We start from the raw sequence: 19,660 nt of genomic DNA, 5'->3' as shown, positions 1-19,660 counted from the left end.
ACGATGTCGAAAACCACGCGCGCCACGCAGATGCTTTCGAAGGCCGGCGTCGCCTTCAGCCTGCATACCTATGACTACGATCCCAATGCGGAGCGCGTCGGCCTGCAGGCGGCCGAGGCGCTTGGCGAGGATCCGTGCCGGGTGCTGAAGACGCTGATGGCCGAGGTCGACGGCAAGCCGGTCTGCTGCGTCGTGCCCTCCGACCGCGAGGTCAGCATGAAGAAGCTCGCCGCCGCCTTCGGCGGCAAGTCGGCGGCGATGATGAAGCCGACGGAAGCCGAGCGGCTGACCGGCTACCATGTCGGCGGCATCAGCCCGTTCGGACAGAAGAAGCTGGTACCGACGGCGATCGAGGAGGCAGCACTTGCCGAAGCGCAGGTCTACATCAATGGCGGGCAGCGCGGCCTGCAGGTGCGGCTCGCACCGCGCGACGCCCAGTCCGCGCTAAAGGCGATCGCTGCACCGCTCATCGCCTGAAACAGCCGCCATCAAAACATCACAGATGCCTAATACGTGCCGAATAGCCGGGGCAAAAACTGTGCAGCAATCGCAGGCACACCCGCGCACGAACGGCGTCGGGTCTGTCTCATGGCATCTGCAAGATTTCTCACCGCGAAGCGTCTGCTGAGACGCCTCGCCGTCGCCGTCGTCGCACTCGTCGCGGGCCTGGTTATCTATCTCGTCGGTCTTCAGTGGACCGGCAATTTCCATACGCTCGTGGCCGGTGAGGTCTACCGTTCGGCACAGCCGACGCCGGAGGCGATCGCTGCCTATTCCAAGGCCTACGGCATCCGCACCATTCTCAACCTGCGCGGCGAAAGACCGAGCGAGCGCTGGTATCGCGAAGAGGTTGCCGCCGCAGAGCGCAACGGTATCCGGCTCATAAACTTCCCCATGTCCGCTTCGGCCGAGATCGACCGCAAGGAAACCGACGTACTGATGGCGATCCTCCGGGACGCACCGAAGCCGCTTCTGATCCACTGCAAGGCCGGCGCCGACCGCACCGGGCTCGTCTCGACGATCTACCTGCAGCAGATCGCAGGAGTCGATGAGGAAACGGCCGAGTGGCAGCTTTCGCCACTCTATGGACACGTGGCCATTCCCTATCTCTCCGGCACCTTCGCCATGGACGAGACCTGGGAAGCCCTCGAGAAGTCGTTCGGACTGAGCAGTTAAAGGCCGCTGCTGCGGAAATCGGCGGGTGACCGTCCGCGGACGCGGCCCCTCATCCGGCCTGCCGGCCACCTTCTCCCCGCAGGCGGGGCGAAGGAGACCCGTGGCACCCGCCCACCTCAACAACGGCGACCTCTACTTCCGGAGATGGCGGCTCGTTCTGTGACGGAGGCTCCGTTCTGCGGCGTTACGAGCGAGGCGGGTCCCCTCTCCCCGCCCGCGGGGAGAGGGTTAGGGTGAGGGGCCATCCAAGCGCGGCGATCACCATCCGACTGTCCGCCGTCACGCTCTCCTTGAGTTGCAACGCCTACCTCAACTTCGCCAGCAACGCCGCCAGTTGCCGTGCCTCCCCCTCGCTCAATCTCGCTCCGACATGCGACTCGATCGACGGGCCATAGGTTAGCCACATACGCGCGCGCATCGCCCTTCCGGCCTCGGTGACGACAACCCATTGGCCGCGACCGTCGGCGTCGAAGGCTTCGCGACGGACCAACCCCTCTTTGACCAGGCGATCGATCAGGCGGGAGAGATTGTATTGGGCGAGCAGCGTGCGCGCCTCGATCTCGAAGGGCCGCAGCCTGCCGTCTTCCGCCTGAACCAGTTCCCACAACACGTCGTACCAGCCGAGCGGCGGCAGGCTGGCCGCCTTGAAATCGGCCTCGATCCGAGCAAGCACGCACTCCCGTGCGCGCATCAGCCCTATCCAGGCCGCGGTCGTTTCAGGACCAGGGCCCCTTTCGTCGATTTTTGTCTCTTTTCTCATAGATGCAATTACATCCATCTTGAAAGTCGAAGCAAGTCCACATACATGCATATGCATCTACTTTTCTTCAGCCGGGAGATCGCCATGCTTACCCTCGTCAGCCACCATCTCTGCCCCTACGTGCAGCGCGCCTCGATAGCGCTCGACGAAAAAGGCGTTCGCTTCGAGCGAACCTATATCGACCTCAGGGCCAAGCCCGACTGGTTCCTGAAGGTTTCGCCGCTCGGCAAGGTGCCGCTGCTGCAGGTGCCGCAGCCGGGCGGCGAAGCGGTGCTGTTCGAAAGCTCCGTCATCGCCGAATATGTCGAGGAAAGCCAAGCCGGCCCGAAGCTTCACCCGCAAGATGCGCTGGAGCGCGCCCGTCATCGCGGCTGGATGGAATTCGGCTCGTCGATCCTTTCTGATCTCTGGGGCTTCGAGACCGCCCGGGACCAGGAAACCTACGAGCAGAAACGCCAGGCGATCACCGGCAAGTTTGCGACCATGGAAGCGGCGCTCGGCGAAAGCCCCTACTTTGCCGGCACACAGTTTTCTCTCGTCGATGCTGTCTTTGCGCCGGTCTTCCGCTACTTCGATCTCTTCGACACGCTCGCCGACCACGGCATCTTCGACGGGCTCGATCGTATCAACGCCTGGCGCAAAGCGCTCGCCGAGCGACCAAGCGTCAAGGCAGCCGTGACGCCGGACTACGGTGAGCGGCTGATGACGTTCCTCAGGGAGCACGACGCCTATCTGCTGCGCGCCCGGCAGGCATAAAGAAAAGCGCAAGATCATGCCGTCCTTCAGTTTGGCGCGCGCCTGCTCTATGACAGGGCGTAAGCCATGCTGGAGGAGCGCCTTGTGACGGACATGACCTCGACCCTGACGATCCTTGAGCCCTACCCCGGCGTCTATGCCTATTATGACGGGCGCGTTGCCGGGGTGCGGCTTCATTCAGAGGCGGCGAACTGGCTCGATGACGGCGCCTACGAACTCGGCGTTGCCTCCTATGCCATCGTCGACGGCCGCGAGGCGCTGGTCTACGACACCCATATCTCGCTCGATCACGCCCGGGCGATCCGCAACCACCTCGAAAGCCTTGGCGTCACCACGATCCGCGTCGTGCTCAGCCATTGGCACAAGGACCACGTGGCCGGAAATGCGGTCTTTGCCGATTGCGAGATCATCGCCCTCCGGCTGACGGCACAGAAGCTTGAGGAGAACCGTGAGAAGATCGAAACGGCGACGCCACCGATCCAGCCGCTCGTCATGCCGAGCCGGCTGTTTACGGAGACGCTCGCGCTCAACGTCGGCAAACGTCGGGTCGAGTTGCATCACTTCGCTATCCATAGCGCCGACGGCAACGTGATCTGGTTGCCCGAGGAAAAGTTGCTGCTGGCCGGCGATACGCTCGAGGATACGACGACCTTCATCAGCGAGGCCGATCAGACGGCGATGCACATCGCCGAACTCATGCGCCTGCGGCAATGGCCGATTGCTCGGATTCTGCCCGCCCATGGCGACCGCGAACGCATCGCCAGCGGCGGCTACGGGCCGGAACTGATCGATGCCAATCGCGGCTACATCGAGCGGCTGACGCAGGCGATCGCGACCGGTGCTGCCACAGGCACGCTCAAGGAATTCGCCGCCGCGGAGATCGCCTCCGGCGCGATCCTCTATTTCGCGCCCTATGAGGCCGTGCACAGGAGCAATGTCGAGCGGGTGCGTGCGGCCCTCAGCGCGCGCTGATTGCATCAAACCTCCGGCACTCAGCCTTCATTTTCGCCGCAAAGCGCTCTAAGTCTTCTTCTTCCGATTTCAGAAAGACAGGTAGATCATGACCTTTCCCGCCAATATGCCCGATCCGATCGACCCGGTGAAACTCGACAAGCTCGCGGAAGTCGCGATCCAGGTCGGCCTGCAGCTTCAGCGCGGCCAGGACCTTGTCATGACCGCGCCGGTCGCGGCGATGCCGCTCGTTCGCCTCATCACCAAACACGCCTACAAGGCCGGTGCCGGCCTCGTGACGACGCTCTATTCGGACGAGGACACGACGCTTTCGCGTTATGCCTATGCACCGGACGAGAGCTTCGACCGGGCAAGCGACTGGCTGTTCAAGGGCATGGCCGAAGCTTTCGCCGGTGGTGCAGCGCGGCTCGCGATCTCCGGCGACAACCCGATGATGCTGTCGGCGCAGGATCCGGCCAAGGTGGCGCGGGCCAACAAGGCAAATTCCATTGCCTATAAGCCGGCGCTCGAAAAAATCTCCAACTTCGACATCAACTGGAACATCGTTTCCTACCCGAACCCGTCCTGGGCGAAGCTCGTCTTCCCGAACGACCCGGAAGAGGTTGCCGTCGAGAAGCTCGCCAACGCCATCTTCGCCGCCTCGCGCGTCGACGTCGCCGACCCGGTGGCCGCCTGGAAGGAGCACAACGCCAACCTCGCCCGGCGCTCGGCCTGGCTGAACGGCGAACGCTTTGCCGCGCTGCACTTCACCGGCCCCGGCACCGACCTGACCGTAGGATTGGCCGACGGCCATCTGTGGTGCGGCGGCGCGTCGGAAGCCAAGAACGGTGTCACCTGCAACCCGAACATCCCGACCGAGGAAGTGTTCACGACCCCGCACGCGCTGCGTGTCGAAGGCCATGTCTCCTCCACCAAGCCGCTGTCGCACCAGGGCACGCTGATCGACAACATCCAGGTGCGCTTCGAGGGCGGTCGGATCGTCGAGGCCAAGGCCTCGCGCGGCGAGGAAGTGCTGAACAAAGTGCTCGATACCGACGAAGGCGCGCGCCGGCTCGGCGAAGTGGCGCTGGTGCCGCATTCCTCGCCGATCTCGGCGAGCGGCATCCTGTTCTACAACACGCTGTTCGACGAAAACGCCTCGTGCCACATCGCGCTCGGCCAGTGCTATTCCGGCTGCTTCGTCGACGACACCAAGCTGACACCGGAACAGATCCGCGCCCAGGGCGGCAATTCCAGCCTCATTCACATCGACTGGATGATCGGTTCGGGCCAGGTCGACATCGACGGCGTGCGCGTCGATGGTAGCCGCGTTCCTGTCATGCGAAAGGGTGAATGGGCCTGATCACGGCCCCTCCCCGGTCTCGTCCGACCTGAAAGGCTTGTGGCCGCCGCAACACATGCGGCGGCCTTTTCTATAGGGGAAACTGCCCCCTCAGCCGTTGGCAGCCCGCTTCAGGCGCGGCATCTCCGCCGATTGGTAGAGCGACAGGACGTGGCCATCGGGATCGGCGAATTCTGCCGACCAGCCGCCGGGCGCATGGCTCACCGGCGTGACGATGGTGGTTCCCTTTTCGGCAAGGCCGCCCACGACATCGTCGATACCGCCCTCGGCGAGATCGAAGACGACGATCGGCGTGTTGCCCGGCTTGCTTTCCGCGACGAAGAAGATCAACTCGACCTCGTCTTCTATCTTGGCCATCAGCCAGGCGCCCGCTTCGTCGTCCTCCATGCGCTGGACGTTGAGACCCAGAACATCACGGTAGAAGGCTTCCGTCCGGGCAAGTTCCGAGACGAAGTAGCAGATGGCCCCGATACGTGGTTTCGACAGCATTGGTTGCTTCCTTTTTGCTTGTTACGCCGGCTTGTTGCCGCCGGTTGCAGTTTCGTGAGACGCGCGCGGCGAAAAATTGATCGCGAAGAGATGGCCGTCCGGATCGTGGCTGGCAAAGGCGGCGCGCCCGCTCCGCGTGATCGGCAGCAACGCCTGGCGGATGCGGCCGCTTTCGAGCGGATAGCGAAGCCCGGACAGCTCCAGACTGCTCTCGACATGGCCGGCATCACGCCAGGCCCGGCGCAGCATCAGGATGCGCTGGCGCAGCGCTTCATCGGAAATGCCAAGGAGGTGACGGATTTCGAGGCGATTGTGGCCGGCGATCGCCAGCAGCATCACGATCCTGAGGCTGGGGGAAAGCGTGGCGGCGAAGGCGAGCGGATCGGCGGACGGCCCCTCTTCCGTTTCGGGTGCGTCCGCTTGCTGCTCCCGGCGAAAGCGGCGGGCGGCGGTGCGCGCCTGCATCGCCGCGAGCTTGCGGAGAACGCCGCAGAACCAGGCACGATCGCTGCCGGTCGGAAAACGCCCTGCCTTGAGCGCCACGATCAGCGCCTCATGCAGCAAATCCTCCGCTTCGGCCGCGCGGCGGGTCTGGCGCCTGGCGAAACGGAGGAGATCAAAATAGTGCGCCGGCGTCAGGTGCTCGGTCATTGCGGCATGCGCTTCCTGGGAATTGAGGTCCCGGCAATGTGAAGCGCATGCCCTGTGGTTGCAAGCCCACACTCAAGCGCGGGCCGCGCGCACCTTCGGGGCGAGCTGCGCTCGCTGGCTCAGCCAGACGCTGACGAAGACGACGAGGATACCGAGCGCCTGGACCGGCGTCAGCTGCTCTCCGAGCACGCCCCAGCCGAGCAGGATGGCGACGACGGGGCTTAAGAAACCGAGCGGCGACACGGCAGAGGGCTCGAGGCGCGAGAGGCCGCGGAACCAGAGCAGATAGGTGAAGGCGGCGCCGATCAGGCCGAGATAGGCAAGACCGAGGACGTTGGCCGTCGTCAGCGGCGGCAGCGACGGCTCGAAGAACAGCGCCACCGGCACGAGCATGAGGCCACCTGCCGCCAATTGCCAGGCGGTGAAGGTGAGCGGCGGCACCGGCGGCGCCCAGTGGCGGCTGAGCACCGTGCCGAAGGCCATGGAAACGGCGCCGGCGAGACCGGCGAGCACCCCGAGCGGATCGAGCGCGGCGCCGGGCGTGAGCACCAGCAGAGCGACGCCGGCGATGCCCGCAAGGCCGGCGACGACGCTGAGCAGACGGATCGGCGAGCCCAGGAAGACGCGCGACAGGAGGATTACGATCAGCGGCTGTACGGCACCGACCGTGGCGGCGACGCCGCCCGGCAGCCTGTAAGCCGAAACGAAGAGCATCGCCCAGAAGAAGGAAAAGTTGAGTGCGCCGAGCACGAAGGTGCGCGGCCACCAGATGCCTTCCGGCAATCGCCGGACGATGAGCAGCAGGAGCAGCCCCGCCGGAAGCGCCCGCAGCATGGCGACCGTCAGCGGATAGCCGGACGGCAGGAACTCGGTGGTGACGAGGTAGGTGCTGCCCCAAATGGCCGGTGCCAGAGCGGTCAAGGCAAGGTCGACGGTGCGGCTCGAGCTCATATCTTTACCTCAAGAATCTCTATATCAAGATAAATTGAGAATAAGCGCGGTTTATCTCTAAGTCAAGATACTCTATGCTGAGATAAATGCATGGAGGTATTGATGGATCGCGTCGACAGGATTTTGGCCCAATGGCACCGGGAACGGCCGGACCTTGACGTTTCGGCCATGGGTCTGCTGGGGAGGCTCTCACGGGTCTCGACACATGTCGCCCGCGAAATCGAGAAATCGTTTTCCGAACGCGGGTTGAATGCGTCGAGCTTCGACGTGCTTGCGACGCTTCGTCGGTCCGGGCCGCCCTATCGGCTTTCGCCCGGAGAACTTCTGGATACGACCATGGTCAGCTCCGGCACCATGACCAACCGCATCGATCAACTTGAAAAGGCCGGGCTCGTGGAACGGATCGCCAATCCCGAGGACAGGCGGGGGGTGATCATCGCTTTGACGGACGAGGGCTTGCGCCGTGTCGACGAGGCCGCGACCGCGCATGTGGCCAACCAGCATCGCGTCGTTTCCGCGCTGTCGCCCGAGGAACGCTTGGTGCTCAACGCACTGCTGCGCAAATATCTCGCGACGTTCGAGTAGCCGCGATCACAGACTGGAGGCAAGCCGGCGGACACGCTCCAGATGCGCCTTGCGCTCGCCGTCGGTCGCCCGATCCATGTCGTGCAGCGCCAACATGCGGAAGTTCAGCCCCTTGGCGCAGAAGGCGGCGATGCCGCGCTTCAAAAGCCGCTTCACCGGATTGCCCATGTAGAGATGCACCACCCACCAGGGCGAGCCGGTCGTCGTCAGCGCCCAGAAGAGCTTGATGTTGTGGAGCCGCGGGATGATGCGGCCGCCGGCCGGGTCGTTGTCGAAGGCGACGCCCGGGACAAAGACGCGATCGAAGAAGCCCTTCAGGATCGCCGGAAAATTGAACCACCATTGCGGAAAGACGAGCACCAGCCCGTCGGCCGCCTGCAGCCGCGCGATCCAATCTGCAGCGCCTGAGCGATCATAGGCGTCGGTGAAGTAGCTGCCGCGCTCGGCAACGGTGAGGCGCGGATCGAAATCCTCGCGATAGAGGTCGAGCAAGTCGACCGAATGGCCGTTCGCCTCCAAGGCGGCGCGCGCCTGACGCGCCACGCTTGCGGCAAAACTGTCTTCGAGCGGGTGAGCAAGCACGAGCAGGATGCGCATCCGGCGTTCCCTAACATATCGATCTGGATTCAAGATCCGTAGCTGGGAAAATGAGCTGAAAAATCAACCGAATACAATGCTGTTTTTCGCGAGCGACGAGCGCCACCGAAGAAGCATAGCCGGCTCACTGTTCTTAGACCTGGGATTTCCCCGATCCTGCCCGCGCCTCCAGCGCCAGTGCGTCGAAGGCGGAGGGCGAGCAGCGCACAGACCAGGCGGAAATCAACTGAGCGGCGGCGTCCTCGGCGGCCTGCCCCGGACCGAGCTCCAGATCGTAACGTTGTCCGAAGTGAATGCGGTGAAAATCATCCGCGGCGCTGCCAATCGGCCGGTCGGCGCGAAGCCGCTCGCGCCGGACCAGTTCGTCGAGTTCACAGTGAAGCGCGACAAAGAACACGTCGAACGGCTGAAACATCACCGCGAGCTCAGACGCCCAGCCGGGCTCCTCGAGAATGTGCTCCAGCAGGAGATTGTTGCCGGCTGACGCATAGGCAACCAGCGAGCGGTGGAACCCGTCGAAGAAGCGCGCCCGGTGTTCCTTCCAGCGAAAATCGCCGAGGCGGAACCGTTCCATCGGCACCGTTCCCGAATCGCGAAGATGGTCGATCGAGACGTGCCAGAACGGTTCGCCGATCTGCGCCTGGACCGCCCGCGCCAGCGTCGATTTTCCGCTGCTGGAGGCCCCGTGGATGAAGATAATCTTGGCTCGCTCGACCATGCCGGGCTCCGTCGCTCTCTTGGGAACGCTGGCGTTACGCCGTCGCCATGACAGCGGGATGACGCGCTAGAACAGGTTGCCCTGTTTCGGCGGGTCCCCCGCCGGCTCTGCGGGCTTCGTCTGCTTCTTGCGCGGCGCCGTCGGCGGAGAAGCCGGCTCGCCCTCGCCTTCGCCGGCAATGGCCGAAACGCGACCGTCGGCAAATTCCAGGCTGAGCGTCATGCCAACCGAGACGGACGCAGCCTGGCGCACCGGCCCGCCTTCGGCGTCACGCACCAGTGCAAAACCGCGCTGCAGGACGTTGCGATAGGAAAGCGACTGCAGGATGCGGTCCTGGGCGACGATGACGCTGCGCAGGCGGCGCACGTCGGCGCGCACGGCCGCATCGGACCGGGCCGCAAGGCCGGCGACGCGATCGGATGCCCGATGGATCTGGCCGATGAGGCGCGAAGGCAAGGCGCGCAATGCAGCGTCCGCCGCCGAAACCCGCGCCTCGCCCCGATGCACCTGCCGCTCGACGATGCGGTCGGCCTTGTTCATGGCGTCGGCCAGGCGCTGGCGGCGCTCGGAAAGCTTGCCCTTGAGAAGATCGGCACGCAGCTCGGCAGAAACGCGCTCGAACTGGCGCCGCTTGTTGGCCGTGTTCATCGTGAGGCCACGCCCGAGCCCGAGGGCGGCCTCGTCGAAACGGCGGCGCGGCAACGCCAGCAACTGGTCGAGCGACGGCAGCGCCCGTGCGAGCGCGCGCACCGACTGGCGTCGATTGTCCATCTGGCGGCCGACGGCAGACTTGAGGCGGGCCGACAGGCCGGAGAGACCGGCTTCGAGATCGGCCCTGACTGGCACTGCCATTTCGGCAGCACCCGTCGGCGTCGGCGCACGCTGGTCGGCGGCATAGTCGATCAGCGTCCAGTCGGTCTCGTGGCCGACGGCGGAAATCAATGGGATCTCGGAGGCGGCAGCCGCGCGCACGACGGCCTCGTCGTTGAAGCCCCAGAGGTCTTCGAGGCTGCCGCCGCCACGCGCAACGATCAGCACATCCGGCCGCGCAATCGGCCCGCCGGGCTCGACCGCGTTGAAGCCGCGGATCGCCGCTGCCACCTCGTCACCCGAGCCATCGCCCTGCACCCGAACCGGCCAGACGACGACATGGACGGGGAAGCGATCGGCAATGCGGTGCAGGATGTCGCGGATGACGGCACCGGTCGGCGACGTCACGACACCGATCACCTTGGGCATATAGGGCAACGGCCTCTTGCGATTGGCGTCGAACAGCCCTTCGGCGGCGAGCTTGCGCTTGCGCTCTTCGAGCAGCGCCATCAGCGCGCCGGCTCCGGCCGGCTCCATCGTCTCGATGACGATCTGATACTTCGACGAGCCGGGGAAGGTCGTGACCTTGCCGGTCGCGATCACCTCCATGCCCTCTTCCGGACGGAAGCGCAGCCGCGAGAAGGTGCCCTTCCAGATCACCGCGTCGATGCGCGCGCGGTCGTCCTTGAGAGCGAAATAGGCGTGGCCCGAGGAATGCGGGCCGCGATAGCCGGAGATCTCGCCGCGCACGCGCACCTGGTCGAAGGCCTGTTCGACCGTTCGCTTGATCGAGCCCGAAAGCTCGGACACCGAATATTCAGTGAGGTTGCTCGGAGAATCGTTGTCGAAGAAAGAGGCCATTGCCTCTTTTACCGCACCCTTCGCCGAAGGCCAGCACATCCCTCACGCTTTCCACGCGCCAGGGGCGTGGCGCTCAAGGCGACAGCGTGTAGAGCCGGATGGGCGAGCCTTCCGACACCGGCAGGGGCGTCAGAAACGCCGGCACACGCCCGGCGGCGAGGTCGGCATAGAGACCATCGGGAGCACGGGCAGCTATGATCTGCGTTTGCACGTCGACGGCGCAGAAGGCGAGCACCGGCTGGCCGAGCTGGTGCAACAGGACGGCTGCGGCTTCAGGCTCGGCCAGGCCGATCTTCAGCTCGCGAAGCATGCCGGCGGCATTGCGATGATAGGGAGCGCTGAGCACGCGGTGTTCGGTGCGGCGAAGCAGTGTCGCGCCGATATCCGACGGTCCGACGACCAGCGACGGCGCAAGCCGCTCAATATCGGCAAGCGCGACGTCGCTCAGGCACGCCTCGCCGTTGGTGACCACCCTTTCTGCCGCAGCAAACCCGTTGATCCCCTTTTCTGCAAGCGTTCCGGCGATGGCCCACGTCGCCGGAACGGAAACGAGCAGGGCGCCGACATAGAGAAGGGAGGCGCGGGCCCCAGCCGTTCCGCCGCCCGACCGCGCGCGCAGATCGGCCAGCAGCAGCGCCATCGGCACGATGGCGAGCAGGTTGGAGAATGCCATGCCGCGGACCTGGACAAGCGCGATCGCCAGGCTCGAAAACACCAGGGCAAGGAGCACGAGATGGAGATCGACCCGGTCGCGACGCCAGATGCGCCAGAGGCAGATCGCCGAGGCAAAGGCGCCGGTGAAATAGTAAGCGCCGATATTGGTCGGCTCCTGCGCAGCAATGAGCGCGACGGAACGGGCTTCGGAGACCTGGTCGAGCCAGAGTTCGACGAGCAACGGATCGAGACCGGCCAGCGGATTGCCGAGGCATTGCGGCGCCACCGCCAGGGCGACCGCGACAACGCCGAGACCGCAGAGAGCGAGCGCGCCGAAGCGCAGCGCCGGCGCGCGGTGGCTGACCGTGACGGCCGCGAGCGCCAGAAGGACGCCGCCGGTCAACGCCAGCGAATAGAAGGCGATCGAGAGATTGTCGCAGGTCGCGACGAAATAGAGGCGCGGCGGCACGGTCGAAAAGAAGATGACGCTGAGGCCCGTTGCCAGCGACAGGCCGAAGGCGACCGTCGCGCGGGCGGCCGGTTGGCCGGCCCAGAGCCATTGGCAGGCAACGATGGCGCAGACGACGGCCACGAACGGCGTGGTTTCGGCACCGACGGCGATCGCGATGGCCGCCGCCACTCCGGCAAGCGCATAGTTCAGGGCACGATACCGGCGATCGACGAGCATGGCCACCATGACCGCAGCCAGCACCAGTTGCACATTGTGGTGGTCGATCGCTCCTCCGAGGAAGCGGTTCGAGGTGGCGATGAAGATCGCAGTCAGCCCCAGGCAGAAATGCATGGCGGCCGTGCCGCCGGCCCGGCGTCCGGCGAGCCCCATCGCCGCCAGCAGCGTGACCGCGAGCGCCATCGGCCAGATCGCCAGCGCCAGGACTTCCGCCTGCGCCACGCCGACAAAGGGCCGGAACAAGGACATGATCTCGGCGATCGGCAGGTCGATCAGGCGCGACCAGTGCATCAGCGTTCCGCCCTCGAGCCCCAGGCGGAGCTGCATCAGGTCGAACCAGCTCTGGCCGGCAAGGAGATCGCGCACCTCGACCAGGCGCATGGCATCGTCATTGTCGCGGCCGAGATAATCCGGTGCCCGCATGAACTGGGTGACGAGGAAAAGAACCGTGGGCACGCCATAGGCGAGCACCATCCATAGGAGGTTCGACGAGAACCGTCGCTGCCTGGGCATCGCCGCCATTTCCGGTAGTGCTGCCGTGCCGCCCGACATAGGTCTCCGTCCCTCTTGATCGCGCGGAGCTTACGCCCCTGCGATCAAGAAAGCGTAAAGCGCACGGCAGCGGCGCATGCCGCTTGGACCGCCCCGCGCGGCGCACCTTGGCACCTTGTTAACACCCTGATCCTATGATGGCGCGATCCAACAGCAACCGAGCCACCTTGATGTTCGACCGCTTCAACATCGCCGTTCTCCTGCCTTGCTACAACGAAGCATCGACCATCGGACAGGTGGTCCAGGGTTTCCAGACGGCACTGCCGACGGCACGCATCTACGTCTATGACAACAACTCGACCGACGGCACCGCGCTGAAGGCGATGCTCGCCGGCGCGACCGTTGTGCGTGAACGCCGGCAGGGCAAGGGGCACGTGGTGCGCCGCATGCTCGCCGATATCGACGCCGACATCTATGTCATGGCGGACGGCGACAGCACCTATTGCCCGACCGATGCGGAAGACCTAATCCGCACCCTGATCACCGAGCGCGCCGACATGGTGGTCGGAACGCGGCGCGGGGTTCACGACGACGCCGGCCGGCAGGGCCACGCCTTCGGCAACAGGCTCTTCAACATTCTCTATCGGGAAATTTTCGGCACGGATTTCAACGACATCTTCTCCGGTTACCGCGTGCTCTCGCGGCGCTTTGCCAAGAGCTTCCCGGCCATTTCCAACGGTTTCGAAATCGAGACCGAGATGTCGGTCCATGCCTCGCGTCTCAAGTTGCCGGTCGCGGAACTGGAACTGGACTATGGCCGGCGCCCGGAAGGTTCCCATTCCAAGCTGTCGACCTACAAGGACGGCGCCAAGATCCTCTGGACCTTCGCGATGCTCATGAAGGAAACGCGGCCCTTCACGTTCTTCGGCGTGATCGCCATGGCCTTCTTTGCGACGAGCATCGGCTTCATGATGCCCGTCCTGCTCGAATATTTCGCGACCGGGCTCGTGCCGCGCATGCCCACCTGGGTCTTTGCGCTAGCCATGCTGATGATGTCGATCATCACGTTCACGGCAGGACTGATCCTCGATTCGGTCTCGCGCGCCCGCACCGAGCAGCTCCGGCTGCACTACATCGCAACCCCTTCGCGGGCCATGCCGGTCGAGAGCGTCGACATCCAGGAGGCCGGATTGCAGTCGGCACCACGCATTGTGCGGGAGAGCCGCGGATGAACCGGGAAACGACCAACCGCATCCGCTTCCTGATCGAAGACGTCATTCCACCGATCCTCAGGGATTCGCGCTTGTTCAAGGGCATGGCGAGCCTTGCCTGGGGCAAGCACATCGCGCATCTCGCCGACTTTCGCGCACGGGCGCCGTTCCTGTCAGCGAACGAGTACGAGGACCTCTACCGGCAGCATCCCCGGGTGCACGAGGGAACGGACAATTCCGAAGCCTGCGTGCGCAAGATCGCGGCAAGCGTCGTCGGCGACAGCGTCTGCGACGTCGGTTGCGGCACCGGTGTTCTCTTGAAGCGGATCCGGGAGACCAAGCCTGGCCTCACGCGCCTCGCCGGCGTCGACTTCGCCATCGACGATGCGGCCCGGATCGAAGGCATCGAATATCACGCCGCGATGATCGAAGACCTGCCCTTTGCCGACGGCGAATTCGACACGGTCGTCTGCACGCATGTGATCGAGCACATTCTCGACTATCGCAAGGCGATCGCCGAGCTTCGCCGGGTCACCCGCCGGCGGCTGATCATCGTCGTGCCGCGTGAACGCGAATATCGCTACACCTTCAATCCGCACTTCAACTTCTTCCCCTATACCCACTCCTTCCTGCGGGCGATGCATCCGGTTCCAGCAGCGCATACATGTGTCGATATCGGCCGCGACATCTTCTATTGCGAAGACAGAACTGCCGCGGCGGAGTGAGGCATGGCGATGAACCTCAATCTCGCACCCACCGTCTGGTTCGGGCTGTTTTTCACCCCGGTGCTGATCTCGGCCGGGCAGATCCTCTTCAAGTTGACAAGCGCGAAGACCGGGAACGCCAGTGCCCAGGGGCTTCTGGCCCTGGCCCTCAGCCCGACCCTGCTGATCGCGCTCGCCGTCTATGGTATCGGCACGATCATCTGGATCTTCACGATCAAGTCGGTGCCCTTGACGATCGCCTATTCCTTCATGGCGCTCACCTTCTGCATCGTGCCGCTGCTCGCCGCCGTCTTTCTCGGCGAGGCGGTGACGCTGCGCTACGCCTTCGGCGCCGCGCTGATCATCAGCGGCATGATCATCATCAACTCCTAAGGGGATAGGCGGGCCTCATGATCGTCACCGCATCCTTCGTCCTCGGCATTGCCATATGCGGCCTCAAATCCGCCCGCGCCTGCCTGTTTGCAGGCACCGGGCTGCTGGCGCTGGCCGGAGCAAACGGCGACTGGATCCAGGCGGCGGCAGCGATCGGCGCCTACAACATGGGCGTCGCGCTGATGATTTGCGGCGCAATCGCCATCGGCATCGAGCGCGACCGGTAGCCCGTCATCCCTTGCGTTCGAAGAACGCCCTGGTCTCCTCGTCCGCCGGAAAGAAGGATTCGATCAGCACGCCCTCGACCAGCGCATCCTGGGTCGAGCCGAAGGTCTGAAGCGTGGTGATGAAGCTCAAGCGCAAGCCGCCGATGTCGAGCTCGATCGGCAGCACTGGCAGCCGGTCGGTGTCCGGATGGTTCTCGATCGCACGCGCCACGGCCGGATTGGACGCGGCTTTTTCCAGCCGCTTGCCGAGACGGCTGCGCGGACCTTGCAACCAGGCTTCGGTCCTGACCCGCTGCACCAGATCGGCGGCAGCGGCCTCCCAGTTGACGACCAGCTTGCGCACATTGTCGTTGCCAAGGAAGGTGTCGAGGAAGTTTTCTCCGGGCTGAAACGGAATGTCGGCGGCAACAGCAAGGCTCGCCAGCGCCGGGTTGACGACCAGCAGCGTATATTCGTGGTCGAGCACCAGCCCCGGATAGGGATCATGTCTCGCGAGAATCAGCCTGATGGCATTGGCAACGACCGGCGGCATGGCGTCCAGCCCGGCGGCAGGCCGCGTCGCCATGCGCGGTCGATAGCCAGCTGCCGAAAACAGCGTGCCCTGGTCGCGCGCCGGCACTTCCAGCACGGAGGCCAGCCGCAAAATCATACCCTCCGACGGCTTCGAACGGCCGGTCTCAAGAAATGACAGGTGGCGCGCCGAGATGCCGGCGGCAACCGCAAGATCAAGCTGGCTCATGCGCCGGTGCCCGCGCCATTCCTTCAGATGTTCGCCAAACTGCATGGGTCGTGATTCTCCGTTCTGCCGGAGAGTGGCGCGCGGCGGACGTAAAATCCATTACCTCAGAGGTAATTGGCTCGATGACGTCATCGGCGCAAATATCCGGCCATCGACAAACGGATGGAGCCGACGATGACCTTCTCGAACCGCAGCCTGCTCAACAAGACCTTCCTTGCCGACGGCGTATACTCGCTGGCCGTCGGCGCCGTGCTGATCCTCGGCGCGGCACCGCTTGCCGCATTGTTCAGCCCCGCCGCGACCCCCGCCGTGTTGAAGGTGCTCGGCGTCGGACTGTTGCTTTGGGGGCTGTTTCACCTCTCCGCGGCACGCAACGGCGGCCCGGTGGCGGCCGCTGCACGCGTCAGCATCGCCGGCGACGTGCTGTGGCAGGTGGCAAGCGTGGCGCTGCTGGTCGCGGCCTACCCGCTTCTCAATGTCGCGGGTATCGGTTTCATCGTCATCGGCCTGATCACGGTCGCCGACTTTCTGATCTTCAAGCTGCGGGGCCTCGCACGAGAACAGGCAGCGCTTGCCTGACGGGACGATCGCAGGAGATCATGAAGCAAGGGCCTGCCGGCAAGACCGGCGGGCCCTTGCCGTCGATCAGATGGTCTCCCAACCGTCCTTGGCGCTGGCGCGGTAGATCGCGTCGATGAATTTCTGATTGAGGCGGGAGTTTTCCAGCGTCACCACTTCCTCGTCCTCGCCCCTGGCGGCGCGGGCGAAAGCCTCGGCCTGGAGCTTGTACTGGCGCGCGTCCTGGAAGCGGAAGAGCTGGGACTGGGCGTGGTTCTGGTTCGTCAATTCCACTTCCTCGCGGCCGTAGCGGTCAGCATTGAAAGGCGACTTCACCTCGATGAAGCCCTTGTCACCATGGAAGACCATGACCTGGCGGGCCGCCAACTGGGTGGAGATATAGAAGCTCAGCTCGAAATCACCGAAATCGGCGCGCACGCTCGAATAGATATCCGTGCCGAATTCCGGATCGCGATCGGTGCTTGCCTGAACGCGCACCGGCTCCTTGCCTGTGACGAAGCGGGTGGTGATCGTCGGGTAGACGCCGATATCCGGCAGGCCGCCGCCGCCGAGCGCCGGGATGTTGCGCATGTTGTTGGGGTCGCGGTTGAAATAGGTGAAGGCACCCTGGACGTGGCGCAGCCGGCCGATTGCGCCCTCGGCGATCAGCGAGCGGACCTTTCGCCAGACCGGGCTGTAGGTGACCATGAAGGCTTCGGCGATCACGACGCCGTTGCGGTCACGCGCGGCGATGAGCTGGTCGATCTCGGATGCACGCAGCGCAATCGGCTTTTCGCAAAGCACATGCTTGCCGGCATTGGCGGCCTTGACCGACCACTCCACATGCTGCGCCGTCGGCAGCGGAATATAGACCGCATCGATGACGTCGGAGGCAAGCATCTCTTCGTAGGAACCGAAGGCATGCGGCGCGGAGAAGCGATCGGCCATGGCCCGGGCCTTGGCGAAGTCGCGGCTGGCAACAGCCGAAACGACGGCGTTCTCCGCGTCCTGAATGGCCGGCACGACGAGGTCGCGGCCGATCCTGGCCGTGGACAGAATTCCGAAACGTAACATGACAAGGCTCCCTGATTTGGCGGCAGAGACTAGCGCCGAGGTACGTACCTAGCAAGCGGCAGAGCGCGGTTTGGCGAAGAAGGGCACCGTGCAGAAAATTGCCGAAAGGCGGGTGACAATGTCAGCTTTTCTGCCCTATCTTTCCCTCGCAATCCTCCCGATCGCAACATGCCTTCATCCAGTCCAATGGAGCGAAACCATGGAAAAACTGAGACTTGGCCGCACCGACCTGACAATCGCGCCCCTCGTCTTCGGCGGCAATGTCTTCGGCTGGACCGCCGACGAGAAGACCTCTTTCGCGCTGCTCGACGCCTTTTTCGATGTCGGGTTCAACGCCATCGACACTGCCGATGTCTATTCTTCCTGGGCGCCCGGCAATCAGGGCGGCGAGTCCGAAACGATCATCGGCAAGTGGCTGAAACAGTCGGGCCGGTCTCGCGACAGGGCCGTCATCGTCACCAAGGTCGGCTCCGAACTCGGACCCGACCGCAAGGGGCTTTCGCGCCGCTGGATCCTGCAAGCGGTCGAGGATTCGCTGAAACGCCTGCAGACCGACCATATCGACCTCTATCTCTCGCATTGGCCGGATCCGGAAACGCCCTACGAGGAGACGCTTGCGGCCTACGACCAGCTTCTGTCCGAAGGCAAGGTGCGGGCGATCGGCGCCTCCAACCTGAACTCGCTGCAACTGCGCGAGGCGCTCGACGTGTCCGCCAACCAGGGCCTGCCCCGCTATCAGGTGCTGCAGCCGGAATATAATCTCTACGACCGCGATGCCTTCGAAGGGCCGCTGCGCGACCTCTGCATTGCCGAGGAGATCGGCGTCATCAGCTATTTCGGGCTGGCGCGCGGCTTCCTTTCGGGAAAGTACCGGACGCACAAGGACCTCGAAGGCTCGGCACGCGGCAGCGGTGTCGAGAAATATCTCGACGGACGCGGCATGCGCATCCTTGGCGTGCTCGACGACATCGCCGCCGATACCGGGGCAACCCAGGCGGAAATCGCCCTTGCCTGGATCCGCACGCGCAAAGGCGTCACGGCCCCCATCGCCAGCGCCACCAGCCTTGCGCAATTGCAGAGCCTCATTCGGTCCGCGGAACTCAAGTTGTCGGACGAGGCGGTGCGAAAACTCAACGACGTCGGTGAATGACGGGAGCAAAAACAACACAATGGCATTGACGATACGCGCCGCGACAGGCGGCGACGAGGCGGACTGGCGTCGCCTCTGGGCCGGCTATGTCGCCTTTTCCGGCAGCGAACTCGCCGAAGACATCATCGACGGCACCTGGAAGCGGTTGACCGATCCCGTCGCGCCGCTCTTTGCGCGGCTGGCGATCCTCGACGGGCAGGTGGTCGGCTTTGCGATCTGCCAGGAGCAACTCGCCACCTTCTTCCGCCATCCGATCTGCTATATCGAGGATCTCTATGTCGAGCCTGCCGCACGCGGCCAGGGCGTGGCGCGGGCGATGATCGACGATCTGATCGCGCATTGCCAGGATAAGGGCTGGGACCGGCTCTACTGGTACACCGAGGCCGACAATGCAACGGCGCGGCGGCTCTATGACCGCTACTCCGGCACCGACGAGCATGTGCGCTATAAGGTCAATATCGGCGCGGTCCTCACGTCCGGAAACCCGGCATAGGCCTCGGCATGGCGGCCTCCCTGGTTCGCCATACCGGCCTTGGTCAAGACACCCCGCGGCTCGACGAAGCTCATGATCCGGCGCGCCGGCCGCTCGTGCCATTGGATGTTGAAAGCCCAGAGCTTCGGGAAGAAACAGAGCGAGGCATAGGGCAGATGGTCGTGGATCCACCAGGCGATCGACTGCCAGCCGCCGATCTCGCCGCGCCGGTCCCAGACCCAGGGGATGACGATACAGGCGGTGGCGCCGATGCATCCGTCTGCATCGCGCATGTCCCAGATGTGATCTGCGGCCGAGGCCGCATTGGTCGAGCAGTTCAGCCCGTTGGCATTGCCGAAGCCGTTGACGGCGCGGTTGCGGTAGCCGGAGCGGATGACGAGGCGGCCGAAGGTCGCTTCCAGCGGTTCCAGCAGTTCCTCGCAGAGACGCCGCCCGGCCTCGATCGCCAGATCCGGATCATCGGGAATGTTCGGGATACGGTAAAAGTCGGCGATCTCCGAATGCAGGAAATCGCGGAAGAAGAAGTTCCGGGAAAGCCGCACCCGGCCGAGATCTTCAAGGCCCTTCATCGAGCCGGGCTTCTTCATGGGCCTTCCTCTCATCAAGACA

24 protein-coding genes are annotated in these 19,660 nt (G+C 64.4%); 13 read left to right on the top strand and 11 right to left on the bottom strand.

Annotated elements, in window-relative coordinates:
* The first annotated feature begins 3 nt into the window (after positions 1–3).
* Complete coding sequence (ybaK, locus tag M2267_RS01180; protein WP_429112005.1) at positions 4–477, top strand: Cys-tRNA(Pro) deacylase; 474 nt, start codon at positions 4–6, stop codon at positions 475–477.
* Between the two features lie 111 nt (positions 478–588).
* Positions 589–1,176, top strand: a complete 588-nt coding sequence (locus tag M2267_RS01175; protein WP_429112003.1) for a dual specificity protein phosphatase family protein — start codon at positions 589–591, stop codon at positions 1,174–1,176.
* A gap of 304 nt (positions 1,177–1,480) precedes the next feature.
* On the opposite strand, the gene M2267_RS01170 is transcribed toward M2267_RS01175, so the two are convergent.
* Positions 1,481–1,936: a MarR family winged helix-turn-helix transcriptional regulator gene (locus tag M2267_RS01170; protein WP_429113015.1), complete on the bottom strand. Its 456-nt coding sequence runs from the start codon at positions 1,934–1,936 to the stop codon at positions 1,481–1,483.
* Positions 1,937–2,020: 84 nt separating this feature from the next.
* Between M2267_RS01170 and M2267_RS01165 the strand changes: the two genes are divergently transcribed.
* The 3 genes from M2267_RS01165 to M2267_RS01155 all read left to right on the top strand — a co-directional run bounded on the left by M2267_RS01165 (position 2,021) and on the right by M2267_RS01155 (position 5,006).
* Positions 2,021–2,692: a glutathione S-transferase family protein gene (locus tag M2267_RS01165; RefSeq protein WP_429112002.1), complete on the top strand. Its 672-nt coding sequence runs from the start codon at positions 2,021–2,023 to the stop codon at positions 2,690–2,692.
* A 66-nt stretch (positions 2,693–2,758) separates the two neighbouring features.
* Positions 2,759–3,664 (top strand): MBL fold metallo-hydrolase, encoded by a 906-nt coding sequence (locus tag M2267_RS01160; protein WP_429112000.1) that lies wholly within the window; start codon positions 2,759–2,761, stop codon positions 3,662–3,664.
* Positions 3,665–3,752: 88 nt separating this feature from the next.
* Complete coding sequence (locus M2267_RS01155; protein WP_429111998.1) at positions 3,753–5,006, top strand: aminopeptidase; 1,254 nt, start codon at positions 3,753–3,755, stop codon at positions 5,004–5,006.
* 90 nt (positions 5,007–5,096) lie between these two features.
* On the opposite strand, the gene M2267_RS01150 is transcribed toward M2267_RS01155, so the two are convergent.
* The 3 genes from M2267_RS01150 to M2267_RS01140 all read right to left on the bottom strand — a co-directional run bounded on the left by M2267_RS01150 (position 5,097) and on the right by M2267_RS01140 (position 7,097).
* Positions 5,097–5,495: a VOC family protein gene (locus M2267_RS01150; RefSeq protein ID WP_043617047.1), complete on the bottom strand. Its 399-nt coding sequence runs from the start codon at positions 5,493–5,495 to the stop codon at positions 5,097–5,099.
* A 21-nt stretch (positions 5,496–5,516) separates the two neighbouring features.
* A complete protein-coding gene (locus tag M2267_RS01145) occupies positions 5,517–6,146 on the bottom strand; it encodes an RNA polymerase sigma factor (protein ID WP_429111997.1) in 630 nt (209 codons plus the stop codon).
* A 72-nt stretch (positions 6,147–6,218) separates the two neighbouring features.
* Positions 6,219–7,097 (bottom strand): EamA family transporter, encoded by an 879-nt coding sequence (locus M2267_RS01140; RefSeq protein ID WP_429111995.1) that lies wholly within the window; start codon positions 7,095–7,097, stop codon positions 6,219–6,221.
* Positions 7,098–7,187: 90 nt separating this feature from the next.
* Between M2267_RS01140 and M2267_RS01135 the strand changes: the two genes are divergently transcribed.
* A complete protein-coding gene (locus M2267_RS01135; RefSeq protein WP_429111994.1) occupies positions 7,188–7,682 on the top strand; it encodes a MarR family winged helix-turn-helix transcriptional regulator in 495 nt (164 codons plus the stop codon).
* Positions 7,683–7,688: 6 nt separating this feature from the next.
* Here the strand turns inward: M2267_RS01135 and M2267_RS01130 are convergent, their stop codons facing one another.
* From M2267_RS01130 to M2267_RS01115, 4 genes are all read right to left on the bottom strand, one after another.
* Positions 7,689–8,279, bottom strand: a complete 591-nt coding sequence (locus M2267_RS01130) for an NAD(P)H-dependent oxidoreductase (protein ID WP_429111992.1) — start codon at positions 8,277–8,279, stop codon at positions 7,689–7,691.
* A 133-nt stretch (positions 8,280–8,412) separates the two neighbouring features.
* Entirely contained in the window at positions 8,413–8,997 is a 585-nt protein-coding gene (locus tag M2267_RS01125; protein WP_429111991.1) for a chloramphenicol phosphotransferase CPT family protein, read from the bottom strand.
* Between the two features lie 66 nt (positions 8,998–9,063).
* Positions 9,064–10,668 (bottom strand): exodeoxyribonuclease VII large subunit, encoded by a 1,605-nt coding sequence (gene xseA / locus M2267_RS01120; RefSeq protein WP_429111989.1) that lies wholly within the window; start codon positions 10,666–10,668, stop codon positions 9,064–9,066.
* Between the two features lie 73 nt (positions 10,669–10,741).
* Positions 10,742–12,523: a hypothetical protein gene (locus M2267_RS01115; RefSeq protein WP_429111987.1), complete on the bottom strand. Its 1,782-nt coding sequence runs from the start codon at positions 12,521–12,523 to the stop codon at positions 10,742–10,744.
* A 176-nt stretch (positions 12,524–12,699) separates the two neighbouring features.
* Here M2267_RS01115 and M2267_RS01110 point away from each other — a divergent pair, with 176 nt between their 5' ends.
* From M2267_RS01110 to M2267_RS01095, 4 genes are read left to right on the top strand one after another with little or no spacing between them, the layout of a single operon-like run.
* Entirely contained in the window at positions 12,700–13,734 is a 1,035-nt protein-coding gene (locus tag M2267_RS01110) for a glycosyltransferase family 2 protein (RefSeq protein ID WP_429111985.1), read from the top strand.
* On the top strand, positions 13,731–14,438 hold the full coding sequence (locus M2267_RS01105) for a class I SAM-dependent methyltransferase (RefSeq protein WP_429111983.1): 708 nt from the start codon (positions 13,731–13,733) through the stop codon (positions 14,436–14,438). Before M2267_RS01110 ends, M2267_RS01105 begins: the two co-directional genes overlap by 4 nt.
* 3 nt (positions 14,439–14,441) lie before the next feature.
* Positions 14,442–14,810, top strand: a complete 369-nt coding sequence (locus M2267_RS01100) for a transporter (RefSeq protein ID WP_245281632.1) — start codon at positions 14,442–14,444, stop codon at positions 14,808–14,810.
* 17 nt (positions 14,811–14,827) lie between these two features.
* Positions 14,828–15,037: a hypothetical protein gene (locus M2267_RS01095; RefSeq protein WP_043617063.1), complete on the top strand. Its 210-nt coding sequence runs from the start codon at positions 14,828–14,830 to the stop codon at positions 15,035–15,037.
* A gap of 4 nt (positions 15,038–15,041) precedes the next feature.
* Here the strand turns inward: M2267_RS01095 and M2267_RS01090 are convergent, their stop codons facing one another.
* Positions 15,042–15,821 (bottom strand): helix-turn-helix domain-containing protein, encoded by a 780-nt coding sequence (locus M2267_RS01090; protein ID WP_043617066.1) that lies wholly within the window; start codon positions 15,819–15,821, stop codon positions 15,042–15,044.
* A 129-nt stretch (positions 15,822–15,950) separates the two neighbouring features.
* Here M2267_RS01090 and M2267_RS01085 point away from each other — a divergent pair, with 129 nt between their 5' ends.
* The gene (locus tag M2267_RS01085; protein WP_429111981.1) at positions 15,951–16,355 is read left to right on the top strand and encodes a hypothetical protein; all 405 of its coding nucleotides are present in this window, start codon (positions 15,951–15,953) and stop codon (positions 16,353–16,355) included.
* 66 nt (positions 16,356–16,421) lie between these two features.
* Here M2267_RS01085 and M2267_RS01080 read toward each other — a convergent pair whose 3' ends face one another.
* A complete protein-coding gene (locus M2267_RS01080) occupies positions 16,422–17,408 on the bottom strand; it encodes a Gfo/Idh/MocA family protein (protein WP_043617070.1) in 987 nt (328 codons plus the stop codon).
* 199 nt (positions 17,409–17,607) lie between these two features.
* Here M2267_RS01080 and M2267_RS01075 point away from each other — a divergent pair, with 199 nt between their 5' ends.
* Both M2267_RS01075 and M2267_RS01070 read left to right on the top strand, forming a co-directional pair.
* Complete coding sequence (locus M2267_RS01075) at positions 17,608–18,558, top strand: aldo/keto reductase (protein WP_429111979.1); 951 nt, start codon at positions 17,608–17,610, stop codon at positions 18,556–18,558.
* A gap of 19 nt (positions 18,559–18,577) precedes the next feature.
* The gene (locus tag M2267_RS01070) at positions 18,578–19,051 is read left to right on the top strand and encodes an N-acetyltransferase family protein (RefSeq protein ID WP_429111977.1); all 474 of its coding nucleotides are present in this window, start codon (positions 18,578–18,580) and stop codon (positions 19,049–19,051) included.
* On the opposite strand, the gene M2267_RS01065 is transcribed toward M2267_RS01070, so the two are convergent.
* Positions 19,003–19,638: a hypothetical protein gene (locus M2267_RS01065; protein WP_429111975.1), complete on the bottom strand. Its 636-nt coding sequence runs from the start codon at positions 19,636–19,638 to the stop codon at positions 19,003–19,005. The two genes, M2267_RS01070 and M2267_RS01065, sit on opposite strands and share 49 nt — an antisense overlap.
* Between the last annotated feature and the right edge of the window lie 22 nt (positions 19,639–19,660).

Source organism: Ensifer sp. KUDG1, assembly GCF_050434285.1.
In the GTDB taxonomy this organism is placed as follows: domain Bacteria; phylum Pseudomonadota; class Alphaproteobacteria; order Rhizobiales; family Rhizobiaceae; genus Ensifer.
This window is presented reverse-complemented; position numbering and strand designations above follow the sequence as displayed.